Raw genomic sequence first — 16,044 nt, forward strand, 5'->3', positions numbered from 1 at the left:
GAGTACGACATGAAAGCACTGCAAGGAAAGACCGGCTGGATGCTGCTGCTGGCCTGCGCCATCGCCTTCCCGCTGGTCACGCCCAACAGCTACTACCTGACCGTGATGACGCTGGCCTTCATCTATGCCATCGCCACGCTCGGACTGAACCTGATCACCGGCTATACCGGGCAGCTGAACCTGGCGCACGGCGGTTTCATGGCCATCGGCGCCTACACGCTGGGGATCCTGACCGTGGACTACCAGGTGCCGTTCTGGCTGGCCTTCGTGCTGGCCGGGGTGCTGTGCATGGTGCTGGGCTATGTGGTCGGCGTGGTGTCGCTGCGCCTGAAGGGCCATTACTTCTCGATCTTCACCATGTGCGTGGGCTACATCATCTACCTGCTGATCGAGAAGTGGGAGAGCCTGACGCACGGCACGGTGGGCCTGATCGGCATCCCGGTGCCGGCGGCGATCGGGCCGATCGGCTTCGACAGCGTGCAGGCGCAGTATTACCTGGTGCTGGCCTTCCTGGCGGTCGGCGTATTCCTGATGCACCGCATCGTCACCTCGCTGCTGGGGCGCAGCTTCATGGCCGTGCGCAACAGCGACGCGCTGGCCGAGGCGCTGGGCCTCAACCTGATGCGCACCAAGGTGCTGTCGTTCGTGCTGTCGGTGGGCTACGCCGGCTTTGCGGGCGCGCTGTACGCGGGGCAGGTGCGCTTCCTGGGCCCGGACATCGCCCGCACCGACCTGACCTTCGACATGGTGATGTCGATGCTGGTGGGCGGCATCGGCACCATCTTCGGGCCGCTGCTGGGCGCGGTGCTGGTGCCGTGGATCACGCAGTCGCTGCAGTTCATGCAGGACTACCGCATGCTGGTGTTCGGGCCGGTGCTGGTCCTGCTGATCATCTTCGTGCCCGACGGCATCGTCGGCTCTTACCTGAAGAAGCAGGCGCGCAAGGCCGCCGCCGAGCGGCGCGGCAAGCTGGCCCAGCCCGCCGCCGCGAGCAACACCGCCTCTGTACCGACCACCCGCGCCGGAGCCGACCATGCTTGAGATCCGCAACCTGACCAAGAAATTCGGCGGCCTGACCGCCGTGCACGATGTCTCGGTGACCTTCGAGCAGGGCCATATCAACGCCATCATCGGCCCCAACGGCGCCGGCAAGACCACCTTCTTCAACCTGGTCGCGGGCACCCATGCGCCCTCCTCCGGCCAGATCCTGTTCAAGGGCCAGGACATCGCCGGCCTGCGCGCCGACCAGATCGCGCGCCTGGGCGTGGCCCGCACCTTCCAGGCGACGGCGCTGTTCGACCGCGCCACCGTGCTCGACAACCTAATCGTCGGCCACCGCCTGCGTACGCGTTCCGGGCTGGGCGACGTGCTGTTCAACACCCGGCGCCTGCGCGAGGAGGAGCGGCTGTGCCGCGACAAGGCCGAGGCCGCGCTGGACTTCGTCGGCCTGTCGCACCTGGCGCACGAGATTGCGGCCGACATCACGCAGGAGGCACGCAAGCGCGTGGCCTTCGCGCTGGCGCTGGCGACGGACCCGGAGCTGCTGCTGCTCGACGAGCCGGCCGGCGGCGTCAACCCGGAAGAGACCGTCGGCCTGGCCGAGCTGATCCGCAAGATGGTGCGCCATGGCAAGACGGTCTGCCTGATCGAACACAAGATGGACATGATCATGCGGCTGGCCGACAAGATCATGGTGCTGAACTACGGCGAGAAGATCGCCGAAGGCACGCCCGCGCAGATCCAGCAGGATCCGCATGTCATCGAGGCCTATCTGGGAGCCGACCATGTTGCAGCTTGAACGCGTCTCGCTGTCGTACGGCAGCTTCCGCGCGCTGGACAACATCACCCTGCACGCCGGCGCCGGCGAGCTGGTGGTGCTGCTGGGCGCCAACGGCGCCGGCAAGAGCTCGATCTTCCTGGCGATGAGCGCGATCCACCGCATCAGCGGCGGCAGCATGCGCTTCGACGGGCGCGAGCTGTCCGGCATGAAGCCGTCGCAGATCGTGCAGGCGGGGCTGGTGCACTGCCCGGAGGGACGCAAGCTGTTCCCGGCCATGAGCGTGGAGAAGAACCTGGTGCTGGGCGCGTATGTGCATCGGCGCGACGGCGCGGGCATCCGCAAGACGCTGGACGAGGTCTATGAACTGTTCCCGATCCTGCGGCAGAAAAAGGACGATGCGGCCGGCTCGCTGTCCGGCGGGCAGCAGCAGATGGTGGCGCTGGGACGCGCCCTGATGAGCCGCCCGCGCGCGCTGCTGCTCGACGAACCGTCGCTGGGCCTGGCACCGCTGGTGGTCAAGCAGATGTTCGAGATCATCCAGCGCATCAACCGCGCGGGCACGACGGTGCTGCTGGCCGAGCAGAACGCCTACGCGGCGCTGGGGATTGCGCATCGCGCCTATGTGATCGAGAGCGGAAGAATCGTGATGGAAGGAGACCGGGATGCGTTGCTGAAGGATGAGGGGATTCGCAAGGCGTATATCGGGGGCTGAATCCGAAAGGCCACCACTACCGATTACGTACTTCCTCTCCCGCACGCGGGAGAGGGAAAAAAACCGAGGGGTCATTGAAGACAACCGGAACTGACAAGCCGTACTTTCAGGAGACAACACCATGCAAAACAACCTCATGCGCCGCATCTTCCCGCTGGCCGCCACCGCCGTGGCCGCGATGCTGGCCTCGGGCGCCGCGCTGGCGCAGGAAGTGGTCAAGATCGGCTACACCGGCCCGCTTTCCGGCGGCGCCGCGCTGTATGGCAAGAACGTGCTGTCGGGCGTGCAGATGGCCGTCGACGAGATCAATGCCTCGGGCCTGGAGGTCAAGGGCAAGAAGGTCAAGCTGGAGGTGGTGGCGCTGGACGACAAATACTCGCCCGCCGAGGCCGCGATCAACGGGCGCCGCCTGGTGCAGCAGCACAAGACCCCGGCGGTGTTCGTGCCGCATTCGGGCGGCATCTTCGCGCTGCAGGCCTTCAACGAGCAGGAGAAATTCCTGGTGATGGCCTACTCCAGCGTGCCGCGCATCACCGATGCCGGCAACAAGCTGACCATCCGCATCCCGCCGGCCTACACCGGTTATATCGAGCCGTTCATCAAGGCGCAGATGAAGCGCTACGGCAAGAACGTGGCGCTGGCGCCGGCCGACCACGACTACGCCAAGGCCTGGGTGCAGGCCTTCCTGCCGGCTTGGGAAGCCGCCGGCGGCAAGGTGGTGGCGAACAACCCGATGTCGTACACCAAGGCCACCGACTTCTACAGCGGCGTGTCGCGCGCCATCAGCGAGAAGCCGGACGTGATGTTCGTCGGCGGCCCGTCGGAGCCGACCGCGCTGGTGGTCAAGCAGGCGCGCGAACTGGGCTTCAAGGGCGGCTTTATCGTGATGGACCAGGCCAAGATGGACGAGATGGCGCGCGTCACCAACGGCCTGGGCATGCTGGAGGGCTCGATCGGCGTGCTGCCGCTGGTCAACGACAGCCGTCCCGCCGCGCAGGCCTTCAACGCCCGCTACAAGAAGCTGCACGACGGGCGCGATGCCACCACCGAGATGTCGCTGAACTACACCATGGTGTATGCGCTGGCCGGGGCAATGAAGCTGGCCGGCACCACCAGCGATGCGGCGGCGATCCGCGCGAAGATGCCGGATGCGGTCAAGGGCCTGGCCAAGGAAGTCAATCCCAACGAAGTCGACGGCATCGACGCCAAGGGCGGATCGATGGCCGACACCGTGGTCGGCTGGGTGCAGAACGGCAAGATCTCGCAGGTCCGCTTGTCGGAACTGGCGAAGTAACGCGAGACAAGCTGCCGGCTCGGCACCGGCAGCACAAACCCCGGCATGTCGCCAGGCATGCCGGGGTTTTTTCATTGCGGCGGGCGGGCGTGACTAGCGGCGATCGCCGTCGCGGCCCTGGCGCGCTTCCATCTGGCCACGCTCCTGCTGCGCGCGTTGCTGCTGTTGCATCTGCCGCTGCTGGTCCATTTGCTGGCGCTGGCGCTCCTGCATCTGCCGTTGCTGCTCGTGCATCTGCCGTTGCTGCTGTTCGGCCTGGCGCTGCATGGCCTGCTGGCGCTGCTGCTCATGCATCGCCCGCTGCTGTTCCTGCATCGCGCGTTGCTGTTCCTGCATATGGCGCTGCTGCTGTTCGGCCTGCCGCTGCATGGCCTGCTGGCGTTGCTGCTCCTGCATGGCCCGTTGCTGCTCCTGCATATGGCGCTGCTGCTCGGCCTGGCGCTGCATGGCCTGCTGCCGTTGCTGCTCCTGCGCCGCGCGCTGCTGGTCCTGCATCTGCCGCTGCTGATCCGCTTGCCGCTGCATGGCTTGCTGGCGCTGCTGCTCCTGCGCCGCGCGCTGCTGGTCCTGCATCTGGCGCTGCTGATCCGCTTGCCGCTGCATGGCCTGCTGTCGTTGCTGCTCCTGCGCCGCACGCTGCTGGTCCTGCATCTGCCGCTGCTGCTGTTCGGCCTGGCGCTGCTGCCCTTCCTCCCTCTGCCGCTGCTGCTCGAAGCGCTGGCGCTGCATTTCCTGCGATTGCCGGGCCGGATCGGGGCGCTCCTGACCATCGGCCCACTGGCGGGGCGGCATGCCCTGCTGGCGCTGCTCGTCCAGTTGCCGTTGCTGCTCGCGCAGGGCACGCTGCTGCTCGAAGCGCTGGCGCTGCATTTCCTGCGATTGCCGCGCCGGGTCGGGGCGCTCCTGACCATCGGCCCACTGGCGGGGCGGCATGCCCTGCTGGCGCTGCTCGTCCAGTTGCCGTTGCTGCTCGCGCAGGGCACGTTGCTGCTCGATCTGCTGGCGCTGCTGCTCACGCTGCATGGCCTGTTGCTGCCGCTGGGCATCCCCTGGCACGCCCGGCTGCCCGGCAAAGCCGCGCGCCTCGTCGGGCCGGGTGCTCTGGCCCCGCCCAGGGCCGCGCCAGGGCTCGCCCCGAGGCTGGGCATCGTTGCGATCCGCGCGGCCGTCGCCGTCGGCATCGATACGCCCGGGGCGCGGCTGGACTGGAGCGTGGTCGCGCGATGCGATCGCGGCCTGGCTCATGCGCACGTCCGGCACCGGCCGTGCGTCGCGGCCGGGCCGGCGCTCGTTGCCGCCGCGCCAGGCCGGGCCGGCACCGGGCACGACCCCGCCCTCGCGCGCAAAGCGCCGGGCCAGGTCGTCCGTGGCCGGTCGCCCGGGCGGGCGCGCGGCGATGGCCTGGCGTTCGAAGCCGTGGCGGGCCTGCGGCGGCAGCGGGCGCGGCGGCGCCGCGCCTACCAGGCTGCCCTTGACCGGCGCCACCGGCGGCGCGCCGTGGGCCTCGCCCGCCGGCACGTTGCGCCATTCGGGGCGGTGCAGGCCGCGCGCGGGGCGTCCTTCGACAAAGTTGCGCGCCGGCATGCCGGTGATGGCGCCGGGCACGGTGCGGTTGACGTAAGGCGGCGGGCGGCGGTCGCCCATCACGAAGTTGTTGACCGTAACCCGGTTGATGCGGGCGACGTAAGTCGGGCTGGCGCGATAGACCGGCCGGTAGGCATCGCGCGGACCCAGCGGATACCAGGCCACGCCCGGTCCGCTGCCGACGCGCACGCTCCAGTTGGGCCCGGCGGCGCCGACAAAGGCCACCAGCGCCGGGGCATAGCACGGGCGCACGCGCGGCCCGGGAACCCAGCCCCAGCGCGAGCCCACATAGGCCCAGCGGCCATAGTGCGAGGGCGCGAAGCCCCACGGCGCGTCGTCGATCCAGGTCCAGCCCCACGGCGCGATCCAGGCCCAGTGGCCGGTGCTGTACGGCACCCATCCCGCGCTGACCGCGCGCGGGAACCAGATCGCGCCGTAGCCCGGGTCTTCCTGCCAGTCGCCATAGCCGTCCAGCGCGGCGTAGCCCGGCATCTCGCGCGGCACGTAGCGCGCCGACTGCGAAGCATCCTCGCGCGCGTCGCGCGCCGCGGTCCAGCGATCGAACCCGTCTTCGGCCACCGGGCCGCCGCCTGCATCGGCCAGGTCGGTGCCGGCAAAGCGCATGCGGTCGCCGCGCTGCAGTTCGATGGTGCGGCTGTCGCCATAGACCACCGCGCTGCCATGGCGCAGCGTGACGGTGGTGGTGCTGCCGTCGGGCGCCACGTCCAGGCGGTAGTCGCCGGGCTCGCGCGGCACGAAGGCCAGGTTCGGGGTATCGACCTCGACCGTCTGGCCCGGCGGCAACGCGCGCACGCGCACCTGCAGCGTGCCCTGCGTCAGCTTGACCTGCGTGGTGCTGTCGTCGAGGTTCAGGATGCTGGCCGCGGTGGCGCCGCCCATGCGCAGCGCCACCGTGCCGGCGTGCAGCTCGGCGCGTCCGCCGGGTTCCAGCCAGAGCCGGTCGCCGGTGGTGACCGGCCGGTTCAGCCCGGCCGCGGCCCAGGCGTCCGAGCCGGCGGGGGCAAAGCTGAGGTTGCCGTCGACCGCGGTCAGCGTGGCGATGCGCGAGGAAGGATCGGCCTGCTGCTGCGCGGCGTCGGCCACCGGGGCATCGAGGTAGGGTTCGCCCGGCGCGCCGGGCACCTGCGCCAGTGCAGCAGCCGCCACTGCAAGGCCGGCTGCGGCCGCCAGCGCAGTCAGCACCATGCGGCCGCCAGGGCGGCCCGTAAAGCGGCCAGCGGATTGGAAAGAATCAGACATGGAAGGGAGGAGCGGGACCCGACACGGGTCGGCGGGCAGGCCGGCCCACGCCGGCGGCCACCCTATTGTCACCATACATGGCCCCGGGGTGCGGCGGCGCGTTCGGCGCGGCACAGTTTGTAAGCTCGTATTTCGCCCGGCGCCGGCGCCGGGCGGCGCGGCCGGTGCGCGCGGCAGGCTGCGGGCGGGCCGGCGGGCGACGCCGCCGTGGCCACGGCGGACCAGCCGTCAAAGGTGGAAACAACTTCGGTGCGCCGGACAGGCTGGCCCGGGCCGGATGCCGCTTAGCGGCCGGATTGCTGGCGCAGCATCTCGGTCAGCCGCTCGGCCGGCATCGGGCGCCCGTACAGGTAGCCCTGCGCCTCATGGCAGCCGTTGGCGAGCAGGAAGTCGCGCTGTTCGGGGGTTTCCACGCCTTCGGCCACCACGCCGATGTGCAGGCTGGCGCCCACGTTGATCACCGAGCGCACGATGGCCGCGTCGACCGGGTCTACGGTCACGTTGCGGATAAAGGACTGGTCGATCTTGAGCCGGTCCACCGGGAACGACTTCAGGAAACTGAGCGAGGCATAGCCCGTGCCGAAGTCATCGCAGGTCAGCGTGATGCCGTCGCGGCGCAGCGCCTGCAGCTGGTCCGAGACTTCGTCGCCCTGCTGCAGGGCGATGGTCTCGGTGATCTCGATCTCAAGGCAGTCAGGCGCCAGCTCCAGCGCCCGCAGCACGTGGCGGACCTCGGTCAGCAGCCGGCTTTCGGAGAGCTGGGCCGCGAACAGGTTGATCGCCACCCGCGGCGGCCGCGGAAACGCCAGCGCCCAGGCACGGGCCTGGGCGCACGCAGTCTGCAGCAGCCACATGCCGACATCGCTGGCGATGCTGCTGCCGGCCAGCGCGTCGATGAACGCGGCCGGCGACAGCAGCCCGCGGGTGGGATGGCGCCAGCGCATCAGGGCCTCGGCGCCATGGACCCGGCCGTCGCGCAGGTCGACCTGCGGCTGGTACAGCAGCTCGAACTGGCGCTGTGCGTAGGCCTCGTGCAGGGCCTGCACCAGCGACAGCCGCGTGGTCACGTCCGAGCGCATCTGCGGCTTGAAGAAACGGATGGTGCGGCCGCCGTCGTGCTTGGCCCGGGCCAGCGCCAGGCTGGCCGCCGCCAGCATGTCCGAGGCCTGTTCGCCGGCCGCGGGCGCGACGCACGCGCCGATGCTGGCCAGCACGTGATGGCGGCGCCCGGCATGCTCGTGGGGAGAGGACAGCATCGACAGGATCGCGGCGCTGACATGGCGCACCAGCGTGGGATCGGCAATGGACGGCAGCAGCACGCTGAATTCGTCGCTGCCGATGCGGCCGATGATGGCGTCGCGGGGCGAGGCATCGCGCAGGCGCCGGGCCACGCGCTGCAGAATGACGTCGCCTTCGGCATGGCCATGCATGTCGTTGAAGGCGCGGAAGTCGTCAATGCCGATCAGCAGCAATGCACAGCGTGGCACAGCCTCGCTATGCAGGCGTGCCTCCAGCCGTTCCAGAAAGCCCTGGCGATTGTCAACGCCGGTCAGCGGATCGAGATCCGAGCCTGGCGAGGCGCCAGCCGACTTCGCCCCCGACTTGGCCACCATCCCTGCCCCATCTGTGATTGTCGACATTGTTACCTGCTAGCAATTTAGCAAGTGTGACGAAAACTTGGAAAAAATCAAGCAGTTCCGATACACGCCAAAACCCCTAGGCGCCGGCGCAACGCCGGGCCTGCGCGGACCGTGCTGCGCGTTGAATCGGGCGGCCGCATACAGTACCCTACCGCGCATCGGCGCCCTGCCCCCCTTCAGTCTGGCCCGGGCCGCGCCCTGAACAAGAACATCACCGGGATCTCACCGTGAATGAATGGACCATCCGCACGCGCATCCTGGCAAGCTTTTCGCTGATCCTGCTGGTCATGGCACTGATGGGCGTGGTCGCCTATACCCGCCTGGTCGCGATCGAGCGCGAAACCGCGCTGATGCTGCACGACGCCCTGCCCGGCCTGAACTACAGCACCGGCATCCGCGGCATCTGGGGCGAGCGCTATGTGCTGGCCTGGCAGACCATCAACGCCACCGACCAGGCTGACCGCCAGCGCTTCCAGCAGCAAGCCAGCGAGGCGGTCGGCCGCCTCGACAAGCTGGAGCAGCAATACGAAACCACCATCACGCGCGCGGAAGACCGGACTGCGTTCCAGGCCTATCGCGACATGCGCGCCCGCTATGATCAGGCGACCCAGGTCCTGTCGGGCCAGGCCGAGTGGAACGGCGCCGCCGCCGCGACGGCGCTGCGCGGCGAGGCGCATGACCGCTGGCTCGACGCGCGCAAGGCGACCCAGCGCCTGGTCGACGACAACAGCGCGGTCAGCGCGCGCGCCGCGCAGGGCATCGACGATGCCGTCAATGCCGCGAAGATCGGCATCGAAGCCGCGCTGATCGTGGCGGTGGCGGTGGCGCTGGTCTGCGGCTACCTGCTGCTGCGCGCGATCACGGTGCCGATGCAGTCGATCGTCGGCCTGCTGGCTGGCATCCGCGGCGGCGACCTGCGCCTGCGCATGGCACTGCGCCGCAAGGACGAGTTCCAGGAAGTGGAGGAAGGCTTCAACCAGATGACCGGCGAGCTGACGTCGCTGGTGGGCCAGGCCCAGCGCACCGCGATCCAGGTCACCACCTCGGTCAACGAGATCGCGGCCACGGCGCGCCAGCAGCAGGCCACCGCCACCGAAACCGCCGCCACCACCACGCAGATCGGCGCGACCTCGCGCGAGATCTCGGCCACCGCGCGCGACCTGGTGCGCACCATCCACGAAGTCTCCAGCGCCGCCGAACAGGCCGCGACGCTGGCCGGTACCGGGCAGGTCGGGCTGTCGCGCATGGAAGGCACCATGCAGCATGTGATGGATGCCGCCGGCTCGGTCAACGCCAAGCTGACCACGCTCAACGAGAAGGCCGGCAACATCAACCAGGTGGTGACCACCATCGCCAAGGTGGCCGACCAGACCAACCTGTTGTCGCTGAACGCCGCGATCGAAGCCGAGAAGGCCGGTGAATACGGCCGCGGCTTTGCCGTGGTAGCCACCGAGATCCGCCGCCTGGCCGACCAGACAGCGGTGGCCACCTATGACATCGAGCAGATGGTGCGCGAGATCCAGTCGGCGGTGTCGGCCGGCGTGATGGGCATGGACAAGTTCTCGGAGGAAGTGCGCCGCGGCATGTCCGAAGTGACCCAGGTGGGCGACCAGCTGTCGCAGATCATCGCCCAGGTGCAGTCGCTCGCGCCGCGCGTGCTGATGGTCAATGAAGGCATGCAGGCCCAGGCCGGCGGTGCCGAGCAGATCAACCAGGCGCTGATGCAACTGTCCGAGGCCGCGCAGCAGACCGTGGAATCGCTGCGCCAGTCGAGCCAGGCGATCGACGAGCTGACGCTGGTCGCCAACGACCTGCGCAGCGGCGTGTCGCGCTTCAAGGTCTAGGCTGCCGGTTCCCGCACCGGGCCGTCGCGCGCCGCCGCCATGAAACTCTTCCTGCTGTTCCGCCTTGGCGCCGACCACTACGCGCTCGATGCCACCGAGATCGCGGAAGTGCTGCCGCTGACGCGGCTGAAGCAGATTCCCGGCGCGCCGGCCTGGGTGGCCGGCCTGATGGAGCGGCGCGGCCAGCCGGTGCCGGTGATCGACCTGCCCGCGCTCGCCACCGGCGTGCCCGCGGCGCCGCGCACCAGCACGCGCACGGTGCTGGTCCATTACCGCCGCGCCGAAAGCGAACCGGCGCGGCTGCTCGGCCTGCGCCTGGAAGCGGCCACCCAGACCCTGCGCTGTCCGGCGGAATCGTTCGTCGACGCCGGCGTGGCTGGCGCCAGCCCGCGCTACCTTGGCCCGGTGCGGCATGACGCGCGCGGCCTGGTGCAATGGGTCAGGGTCGGCGCCCTGCTGCCGGACGAGGTCCACGCCATGCTGTTCGCCGACGCTGCCGGGGAGACCGCCGCGTGAGCACCGCCGCGCATATCGAAGCCTTGCTCAAGGCCCGCATCGGCCTGGACGCCGGCGCCATCGGCAGCGGCGCGGTGGCACGCGCCGTGCGCGAGCGCCAGCAGGCACGGCACGCGCCCGATACCGAGGCCTACTGGCAGCTGCTGCAGGGCACCGCCGACGAATTCCAGGCGCTGATCGAAGCCGTGGTGGTGCCCGAGACCTGGTTCTTCCGGCACCGCGAAGCCTTGCTGGCACTGGGCCGTTTTGCCGCCGAACGCGCCTTTGCCGACGGCAGGCGCACACTGCGGCTGCTCAGCCTGCCCTGCTCCACCGGCGAAGAGCCGTATTCGATCGCCATGGCGCTGCTCGATGCCGGCGTGCCGCCGGGGCGCTTCTATATTGACGCGGTCGACATCAGCGCGCGCGCACTCGCCCGCGCGCGCCAGGCGCAATACGGCGCCAATGCCTTCCGCAGCGCGCCGCTCGACTTCCGCGACCGCTATTTCAGCGCCACGCCCATGGGTTACGTGCTGGACGCGCGCGTGCGCGCGCAGGTGCGGCTGCTGCAGGGCAACCTGGTCGAGCCCGGCCTGCTGGCGGGCGAGGCGCCCTATGACTTTGTGTTCTGCCGCAACCTGCTGATCTACTTCGACGCCGCCGGACAGCGGCAGGCGGTACAGACGCTGGTGCGCCTGACCATGGCCGACGGCCTGCTCTTCGTCGGGCCGGCCGAGGCGAGCGTGCTGAGCGCGCAGGGGCTGGAGCCGGTCGGTGTCCCGCTGACCTTTGCCTTCCGCAAGCCGGCGGCCGCAACGCAGCGTGCGCGGGCCCCGTCCCACCCGCCGGTCCACGCCACCCAGCCACCCCGCATGGCGGCGCCGCCGCGGCTGCCGCGCCCGCCCGCGACCATGCGTCCGCCGGCGCCGCGGGCATTTGCGCCGGCTGCACCGCCGCCCGCACCGCCCGCTGCCGATGCGCGCGCCGCAGAGCTGGCCGCCATCGCGGCGATGGCCGACCGCGGCGAGCTGGACGCCGCCACGGCTGCATGCGTGGCGCTGCTCGAGCGCGCCGCGCCGGATGCCGATGGCGCCGCGCTGGCCGATGCCTATGGCATGCTCGGCGTGCTGCACGACGCCGCCGGCCGTGTCGCCCAGGCGCATGCGGCCTACCGCAAGGCGCTCTACCTGGATCCTTCGCACCAGGAAAGCCTGTATCACCTGGCCGCGTTGCTCGACACCGAAGGCGACCACGACGGCGCCACCCGCTTGCGCCAGCGCGCGCAGCGCCACACCCGCAAGCACCATGGCTGAAACCCGCGACCGTACCTTTGCCACCGTGGTGCGCGCCGAAGGCGTGGACGACTGCTGGCGCCGCATCGGCGTGCGCGGCGACGGCAGCTGCCCGGCGCTGGCCGAGCACGCCCACTGCCGCAACTGCCCGACCTACGCGCAGGCCGCGGCCATGTTGCTGGACGCCCAGCAGCTGGAGCAGGATCTGCAGGGCTTGCCCGATGCCGCCAGCCTTGCCGGCGGCGGCGCGGGCCACGACGGCGACGATAGTGACGATAGCGACGACGCCGGCACCGCAATGGCCTGCCTGGTGTTCCGCATCGGCGATGAATGGCTGGCGCTGCCGACCGCCGCGCTGGGTGAAGTCACCGCGCCAGCCCCGGTCCATTCGCTGCCGCACCGGCGCGATGCCGCCGTGCTCGGGCTGGCCGCGGTGCGCGGCAACCTGCTGGCCTGCCTGTCGCTGGCGCATGTGTTCGACGCGGGCGCAGCCCGCGCCGAGCTCGACGCCGCGGGCAGCCGCTTCCTGATCCTTGGGCAGGGCCGCGCCGCGATCGCACTGCCGGTGGCCGAGGTCGCCGGCATCGTGCGGGTGCGGCACGCCGCCCTGCTACCGCTGCCCGCCACGCTGGCGCGCGCCTCGGCCCGCTATACCCAGGCGCTCTTCGTCGACCAGGGCCGCAGCGTCGGCCTGCTCGATGCCGCGCAGGTACGCCAGGCCCTGGCACGGAGCCTGGCATGAATCCCGAACAATTGCGCGACGCCTCGCTGCTGGAACTGTTTGCGCTCGAAGCCGACGCCCAGGCCGAAATCCTCAACGCCGGCCTGCTGGCGCTTGAGCGCAACCCGGGCGCGCCCGAGCAGCTCGAGGCGTGCATGCGCGCGGCCCATTCGCTCAAGGGCGCGGCCCGCATCGTCGGGCTCGACGGCGGCGTGCGGCTGGCGCATGCCATGGAAGACTGCCTGGTCGCCGCACAGGGCGGCATGCCGCTGGCAGCCGCGCATATCGATGCGCTGCTGCAGGGCACCGACCTTTTGCTGCGCATCGGCCATCCGCCTGGCGGCGATCCGGACTGGTCCGAACACGCCGGCCGTGCCGAGATCGACGCGGTGGTGCAGCGGCTGAGTTCGCTCGATGGCGGCGGCGCGCCAGCGCAGCCCGCCGCTGCGCACGCGCCCGCCGCCGCCGCGAGGCCGGTTGGTACACCCGCCCCCTCGCCCACGCCTGCCCTCGACCCCGAACCGGCACCGCCGGCACCGGTAGCCGCGCATGCCGCCGACGGCCACGAGCGCATGCTGCGCATCAACGCCGATGCGCTGGACCAGCTGCTGGCGCTGTCGGGCGAGGCCATGGTCGAATCGCACTGGCTGCGGCCATTCGGCGAGTCGCTGCAAAAGGCGCGGCGCCAGCAGGCGCGCGCGCTGCGCGCTGCCGACGCCCTGCAGCAAGTCTTGCGCGAAACGCAGGATGGCGCCGGCGCGCATGCGTTATCGGTCGCCCAGGCGGCGCTGGCCGAGCTGCGCCAGTTGCTCGACGATGGCCAGCAGCAACTGGCGGCGCGGCTGGACGAGTTCGAGCAGTACGACCATCGCGCCACGCGGCTGGCACGCCGGCTCTATGACAGCGCACTGGCGTCGCGCATGCGTCCGCTGTCCGACGGACTGGCCGGCTACGCGCGCATGGTGCGCGACCTTGGCCGCTCGCTGGGCAAGTCCGTGCACCTGGAACTGTCCGGGGCCGGCACGCAGGTGGACCGCGACATCCTCGAGGCGCTGGACGCGCCGCTGGCGCACCTGCTGCGCAATGCCGTGGACCATGGCATCGAGGCGCCGGCGGTGCGCCAGGCCCAGGGCAAGCCGGCGGAGGGCCGGGTGACGCTGCACGCGCGCCACAACGCCGGCCGGCTGCAGATCGAGATCACTGACGACGGCGCCGGGGTCGACCTGGATGCGCTGCGGCGCGCCATCGTGCGCCGGCGGCTGGCCTCCGAAGACACGGCGGCGCGGCTGTCGCAGGCGGAGCTGCTCGACTTCCTGCTGCTGCCCGGCTTCAGCATGCGCGACACCGTTTCCGAAGTGTCCGGGCGCGGCGTCGGCCTCGACGCGGTGCAGGAGATGGTGCGCCGCGTGCGCGGCAGCCTGCGCCTGACGCAGCAACCCGGTCACGGCCTGCACTTCAGCCTGGAGCTGCCGCTGACACTGTCAGTGGTGCGCACGCTGCTGGTGGACGTGGCCGGCGAAGCCTATGCCTTCCCGCTGGGCCGCGTGCTGCGCGCGACCTCGGTGGCGCGCGGCGAGATCGAGCAGACCGAAGGCCACCAGCATTTCCGCCACGAGGGCCGCGCCATCGGGCTGGTCAGCGCGGCGCAGATGCTGCAGCGCGCCGGCGCCGATGCCGCCCCGGCGCGCGAGCAGGTACCGGTGGTGGTCATCGGCGAGGGCGAGCGCACTTACGGCATTGCCGTCGACCGCATGCTGGGCGAGCGCCTGCTGGTGGTGCAGCCGCTGCCCGCGGCACTGGGCAAGGTCCGCGACATCGCCGCCGGCAGCCTGACCGACGACGGCACGCCGGTGCTGATCTTCGATGTCGAGGACATGATCCGCTCGGTCGAGAAGCTGGTCTCCGAAGGCCGCATCGAAGGCGTGCGCCAGGCCGCGGCGGCGAGCCTGCAGGCGCGCGCGCGCCGGGTGCTGGTGGTGGACGACTCGCTCACCGTGCGTGAGCTGCAGCGCAAGCTGCTGGCCGGTCGCGGCTACGACGTGACGGTGGCGGTCGACGGCATGGACGGCTGGAACGTGTTGCGCGCCGAGCCGTTCGACCTGGTCATCACCGACATCGACATGCCGCGCATGGACGGTATCGAGCTGGTGCGCCGGATCCGCCAGGACGCCGCGCTGCGCCAGTTGCCGGTGATGGTGGTTTCGTACAAGGACCGCGAACAGGACCGCCAGCGCGGCCTGGAGGCCGGCGCGGATTATTATCTGGCCAAGGGCAGTTTCCACGACGCCGCGTTGCTCGACGCGGTCCAGGACCTGATCGGCGAGGCACGTCCATGAACATCGGCATCGTCAATGATTCCGCGCTAGCGGTGGCCGCGCTGCGCCGCGCGCTGGCGCTGGATCCGTCGTTCGAGATCGCGTGGATTGCCGGCGACGGCGCCCAGGCGGTGCAGATGGCGGCGCGCCAGACCCCGGACCTGATCCTGATGGACCTGCTGATGCCGGTCATGGACGGGGTCGAGGCCACGCGCCGGATCATGGCCGCCACGCCCTGCGCCATCGTGGTGGTGACCATGGACCTGGGCCGCAACGCCACGCAGGTGTTCGACGCCATGGGCCATGGCGCCATCGACGCGGTCGACACCCCCACGCTGGCCGAGGCCGACGCGCAGCTTGCCGCCGGGCCGCTGCTGCGCAAGCTGCGCAATATCGCGCGCCTGCTGGCCGGGCGCGTGGCACCGCAGCACACGCTGGCGGTGGCGCCGCGCGCCGGCAGCGCGCCGCGGCTGGTGGCGATCGGCGCCTCGGCTGGCGGCCCGGCCGCGCTGGCCGCGCTGCTGGGCGCGCTGCCGGCCGACTTCGGCGCCGCGGTGGTCACCGTGCAGCATGTCGACGAGGCCTTTGCCGCCGGCATGGCCGAGTGGCTCGACGGGCAGTGCGCGCTGCCGGTGCGCATTGCGCGCGCCGGCGAAACCCCGCAGGCCGGCACCGTGCTGCTGGCCGGCACCAACGACCACCTGCGCCTGGCCGGCCCGAACCGGCTGGCCTACACCGAACAACCCTGCGACTACCTCTATCGCCCCTCCATCGATGTGTTCTTCGAAAGCGTGGTGGAACACTGGCGCGGCGACGTGATCGGCGTGCTGCTGACCGGCATGGGCCGCGACGGCGCGCTGGGACTGAAAGCAATGCGCGACCGCGGTTTCCTGACCATCGCCCAGGACCGTGCCACCAGCGCCGTCTACGGCATGCCCAAGGCCGCCGCCGCGCTCGGCGCCGCCGCCGAGATCCTGCCGCTGCCGCGCATCGCGCCGCGGCTGGTGCAGGCGTGTGGCCCCGCGGCACTGCCATGGCCCGCGCCGCCCGCGTGAAAGCATGCAGCGGATCCCGGCCGCGCCGGGACCGCGAGAACAGGAATTGAAT

12 protein-coding genes are annotated in these 16,044 nt (G+C 70.7%); 10 read left to right on the plus strand and 2 right to left on the minus strand.

What is annotated here, in order from left to right; genetic code table 11:
• The first annotated feature begins 9 nt into the window (after positions 1 to 9).
• From GA0116996_RS11180 to GA0116996_RS11195, 4 genes are all read left to right on the plus strand, one after another.
• A complete protein-coding gene (locus GA0116996_RS11180) occupies positions 10 to 1,041 on the plus strand; it encodes a branched-chain amino acid ABC transporter permease (RefSeq protein WP_092310758.1) in 1,032 nt (343 codons plus the stop codon).
• Positions 1,034 to 1,798 carry an ABC transporter ATP-binding protein gene (locus GA0116996_RS11185; protein WP_092310761.1) on the plus strand — a complete coding sequence of 255 codons (765 nt, stop codon included), beginning with the start codon at positions 1,034 to 1,036 and terminating at the stop codon, positions 1,796 to 1,798. Before GA0116996_RS11180 ends, GA0116996_RS11185 begins: the two co-directional genes overlap by 8 nt.
• Positions 1,785 to 2,492, plus strand: a complete 708-nt coding sequence (locus GA0116996_RS11190; RefSeq protein ID WP_062803471.1) for an ABC transporter ATP-binding protein — start codon at positions 1,785 to 1,787, stop codon at positions 2,490 to 2,492. The genes GA0116996_RS11185 and GA0116996_RS11190 overlap by 14 nt, the downstream gene beginning before the upstream one ends.
• Positions 2,493 to 2,613: 121 nt before the next feature.
• Positions 2,614 to 3,786 (plus strand): ABC transporter substrate-binding protein, encoded by a 1,173-nt coding sequence (locus GA0116996_RS11195; RefSeq protein ID WP_092310764.1) that lies wholly within the window; start codon positions 2,614 to 2,616, stop codon positions 3,784 to 3,786.
• Between the two features lie 93 nt (positions 3,787 to 3,879).
• Here the strand turns inward: GA0116996_RS11195 and GA0116996_RS11200 are convergent, their stop codons facing one another.
• Together GA0116996_RS11200 and GA0116996_RS11205 are read right to left on the minus strand one after the other, a co-directional pair.
• On the minus strand, positions 3,880 to 6,576 hold the full coding sequence (locus GA0116996_RS11200) for a DUF6600 domain-containing protein (RefSeq protein WP_244159807.1): 2,697 nt from the start codon (positions 6,574 to 6,576) through the stop codon (positions 3,880 to 3,882).
• Positions 6,577 to 6,914: 338 nt separating this feature from the next.
• On the minus strand, positions 6,915 to 8,243 hold the full coding sequence (locus tag GA0116996_RS11205; protein WP_092310769.1) for a putative bifunctional diguanylate cyclase/phosphodiesterase: 1,329 nt from the start codon (positions 8,241 to 8,243) through the stop codon (positions 6,915 to 6,917).
• Between the two features lie 254 nt (positions 8,244 to 8,497).
• Here GA0116996_RS11205 and GA0116996_RS11210 point away from each other — a divergent pair, with 254 nt between their 5' ends.
• Genes GA0116996_RS11210 through cheB form a run of 6 tightly spaced genes read left to right on the plus strand, consistent with a single transcriptional unit; the run spans position 8,498 to position 15,992 of the window.
• The gene (locus GA0116996_RS11210) at positions 8,498 to 10,114 is read left to right on the plus strand and encodes a methyl-accepting chemotaxis protein (protein ID WP_092310771.1); all 1,617 of its coding nucleotides are present in this window, start codon (positions 8,498 to 8,500) and stop codon (positions 10,112 to 10,114) included.
• A 39-nt stretch (positions 10,115 to 10,153) separates the two neighbouring features.
• Positions 10,154 to 10,630 (plus strand): chemotaxis protein CheW, encoded by a 477-nt coding sequence (locus GA0116996_RS11215; RefSeq protein WP_092310773.1) that lies wholly within the window; start codon positions 10,154 to 10,156, stop codon positions 10,628 to 10,630.
• Entirely contained in the window at positions 10,627 to 11,922 is a 1,296-nt protein-coding gene (locus tag GA0116996_RS11220; protein WP_092310776.1) for a CheR family methyltransferase, read from the plus strand. Before GA0116996_RS11215 ends, GA0116996_RS11220 begins: the two co-directional genes overlap by 4 nt.
• Positions 11,915 to 12,643, plus strand: a complete 729-nt coding sequence (locus tag GA0116996_RS11225; protein ID WP_092310779.1) for a chemotaxis protein CheW — start codon at positions 11,915 to 11,917, stop codon at positions 12,641 to 12,643. The genes GA0116996_RS11220 and GA0116996_RS11225 overlap by 8 nt, the downstream gene beginning before the upstream one ends.
• The gene (locus GA0116996_RS11230; protein ID WP_092310782.1) at positions 12,640 to 14,958 is read left to right on the plus strand and encodes a hybrid sensor histidine kinase/response regulator; all 2,319 of its coding nucleotides are present in this window, start codon (positions 12,640 to 12,642) and stop codon (positions 14,956 to 14,958) included. The genes GA0116996_RS11225 and GA0116996_RS11230 overlap by 4 nt, the downstream gene beginning before the upstream one ends.
• Positions 14,955 to 15,992: a chemotaxis response regulator protein-glutamate methylesterase gene (gene cheB, locus GA0116996_RS11235; RefSeq protein ID WP_092310784.1), complete on the plus strand. Its 1,038-nt coding sequence runs from the start codon at positions 14,955 to 14,957 to the stop codon at positions 15,990 to 15,992. The genes GA0116996_RS11230 and cheB overlap by 4 nt, the downstream gene beginning before the upstream one ends.
• The last annotated feature ends 52 nt before the right edge of the window (positions 15,993 to 16,044 follow it).

Source organism: Cupriavidus alkaliphilus (assembly GCF_900094595.1).
GTDB lineage: Bacteria > Pseudomonadota > Gammaproteobacteria > Burkholderiales > Burkholderiaceae > Cupriavidus > Cupriavidus alkaliphilus.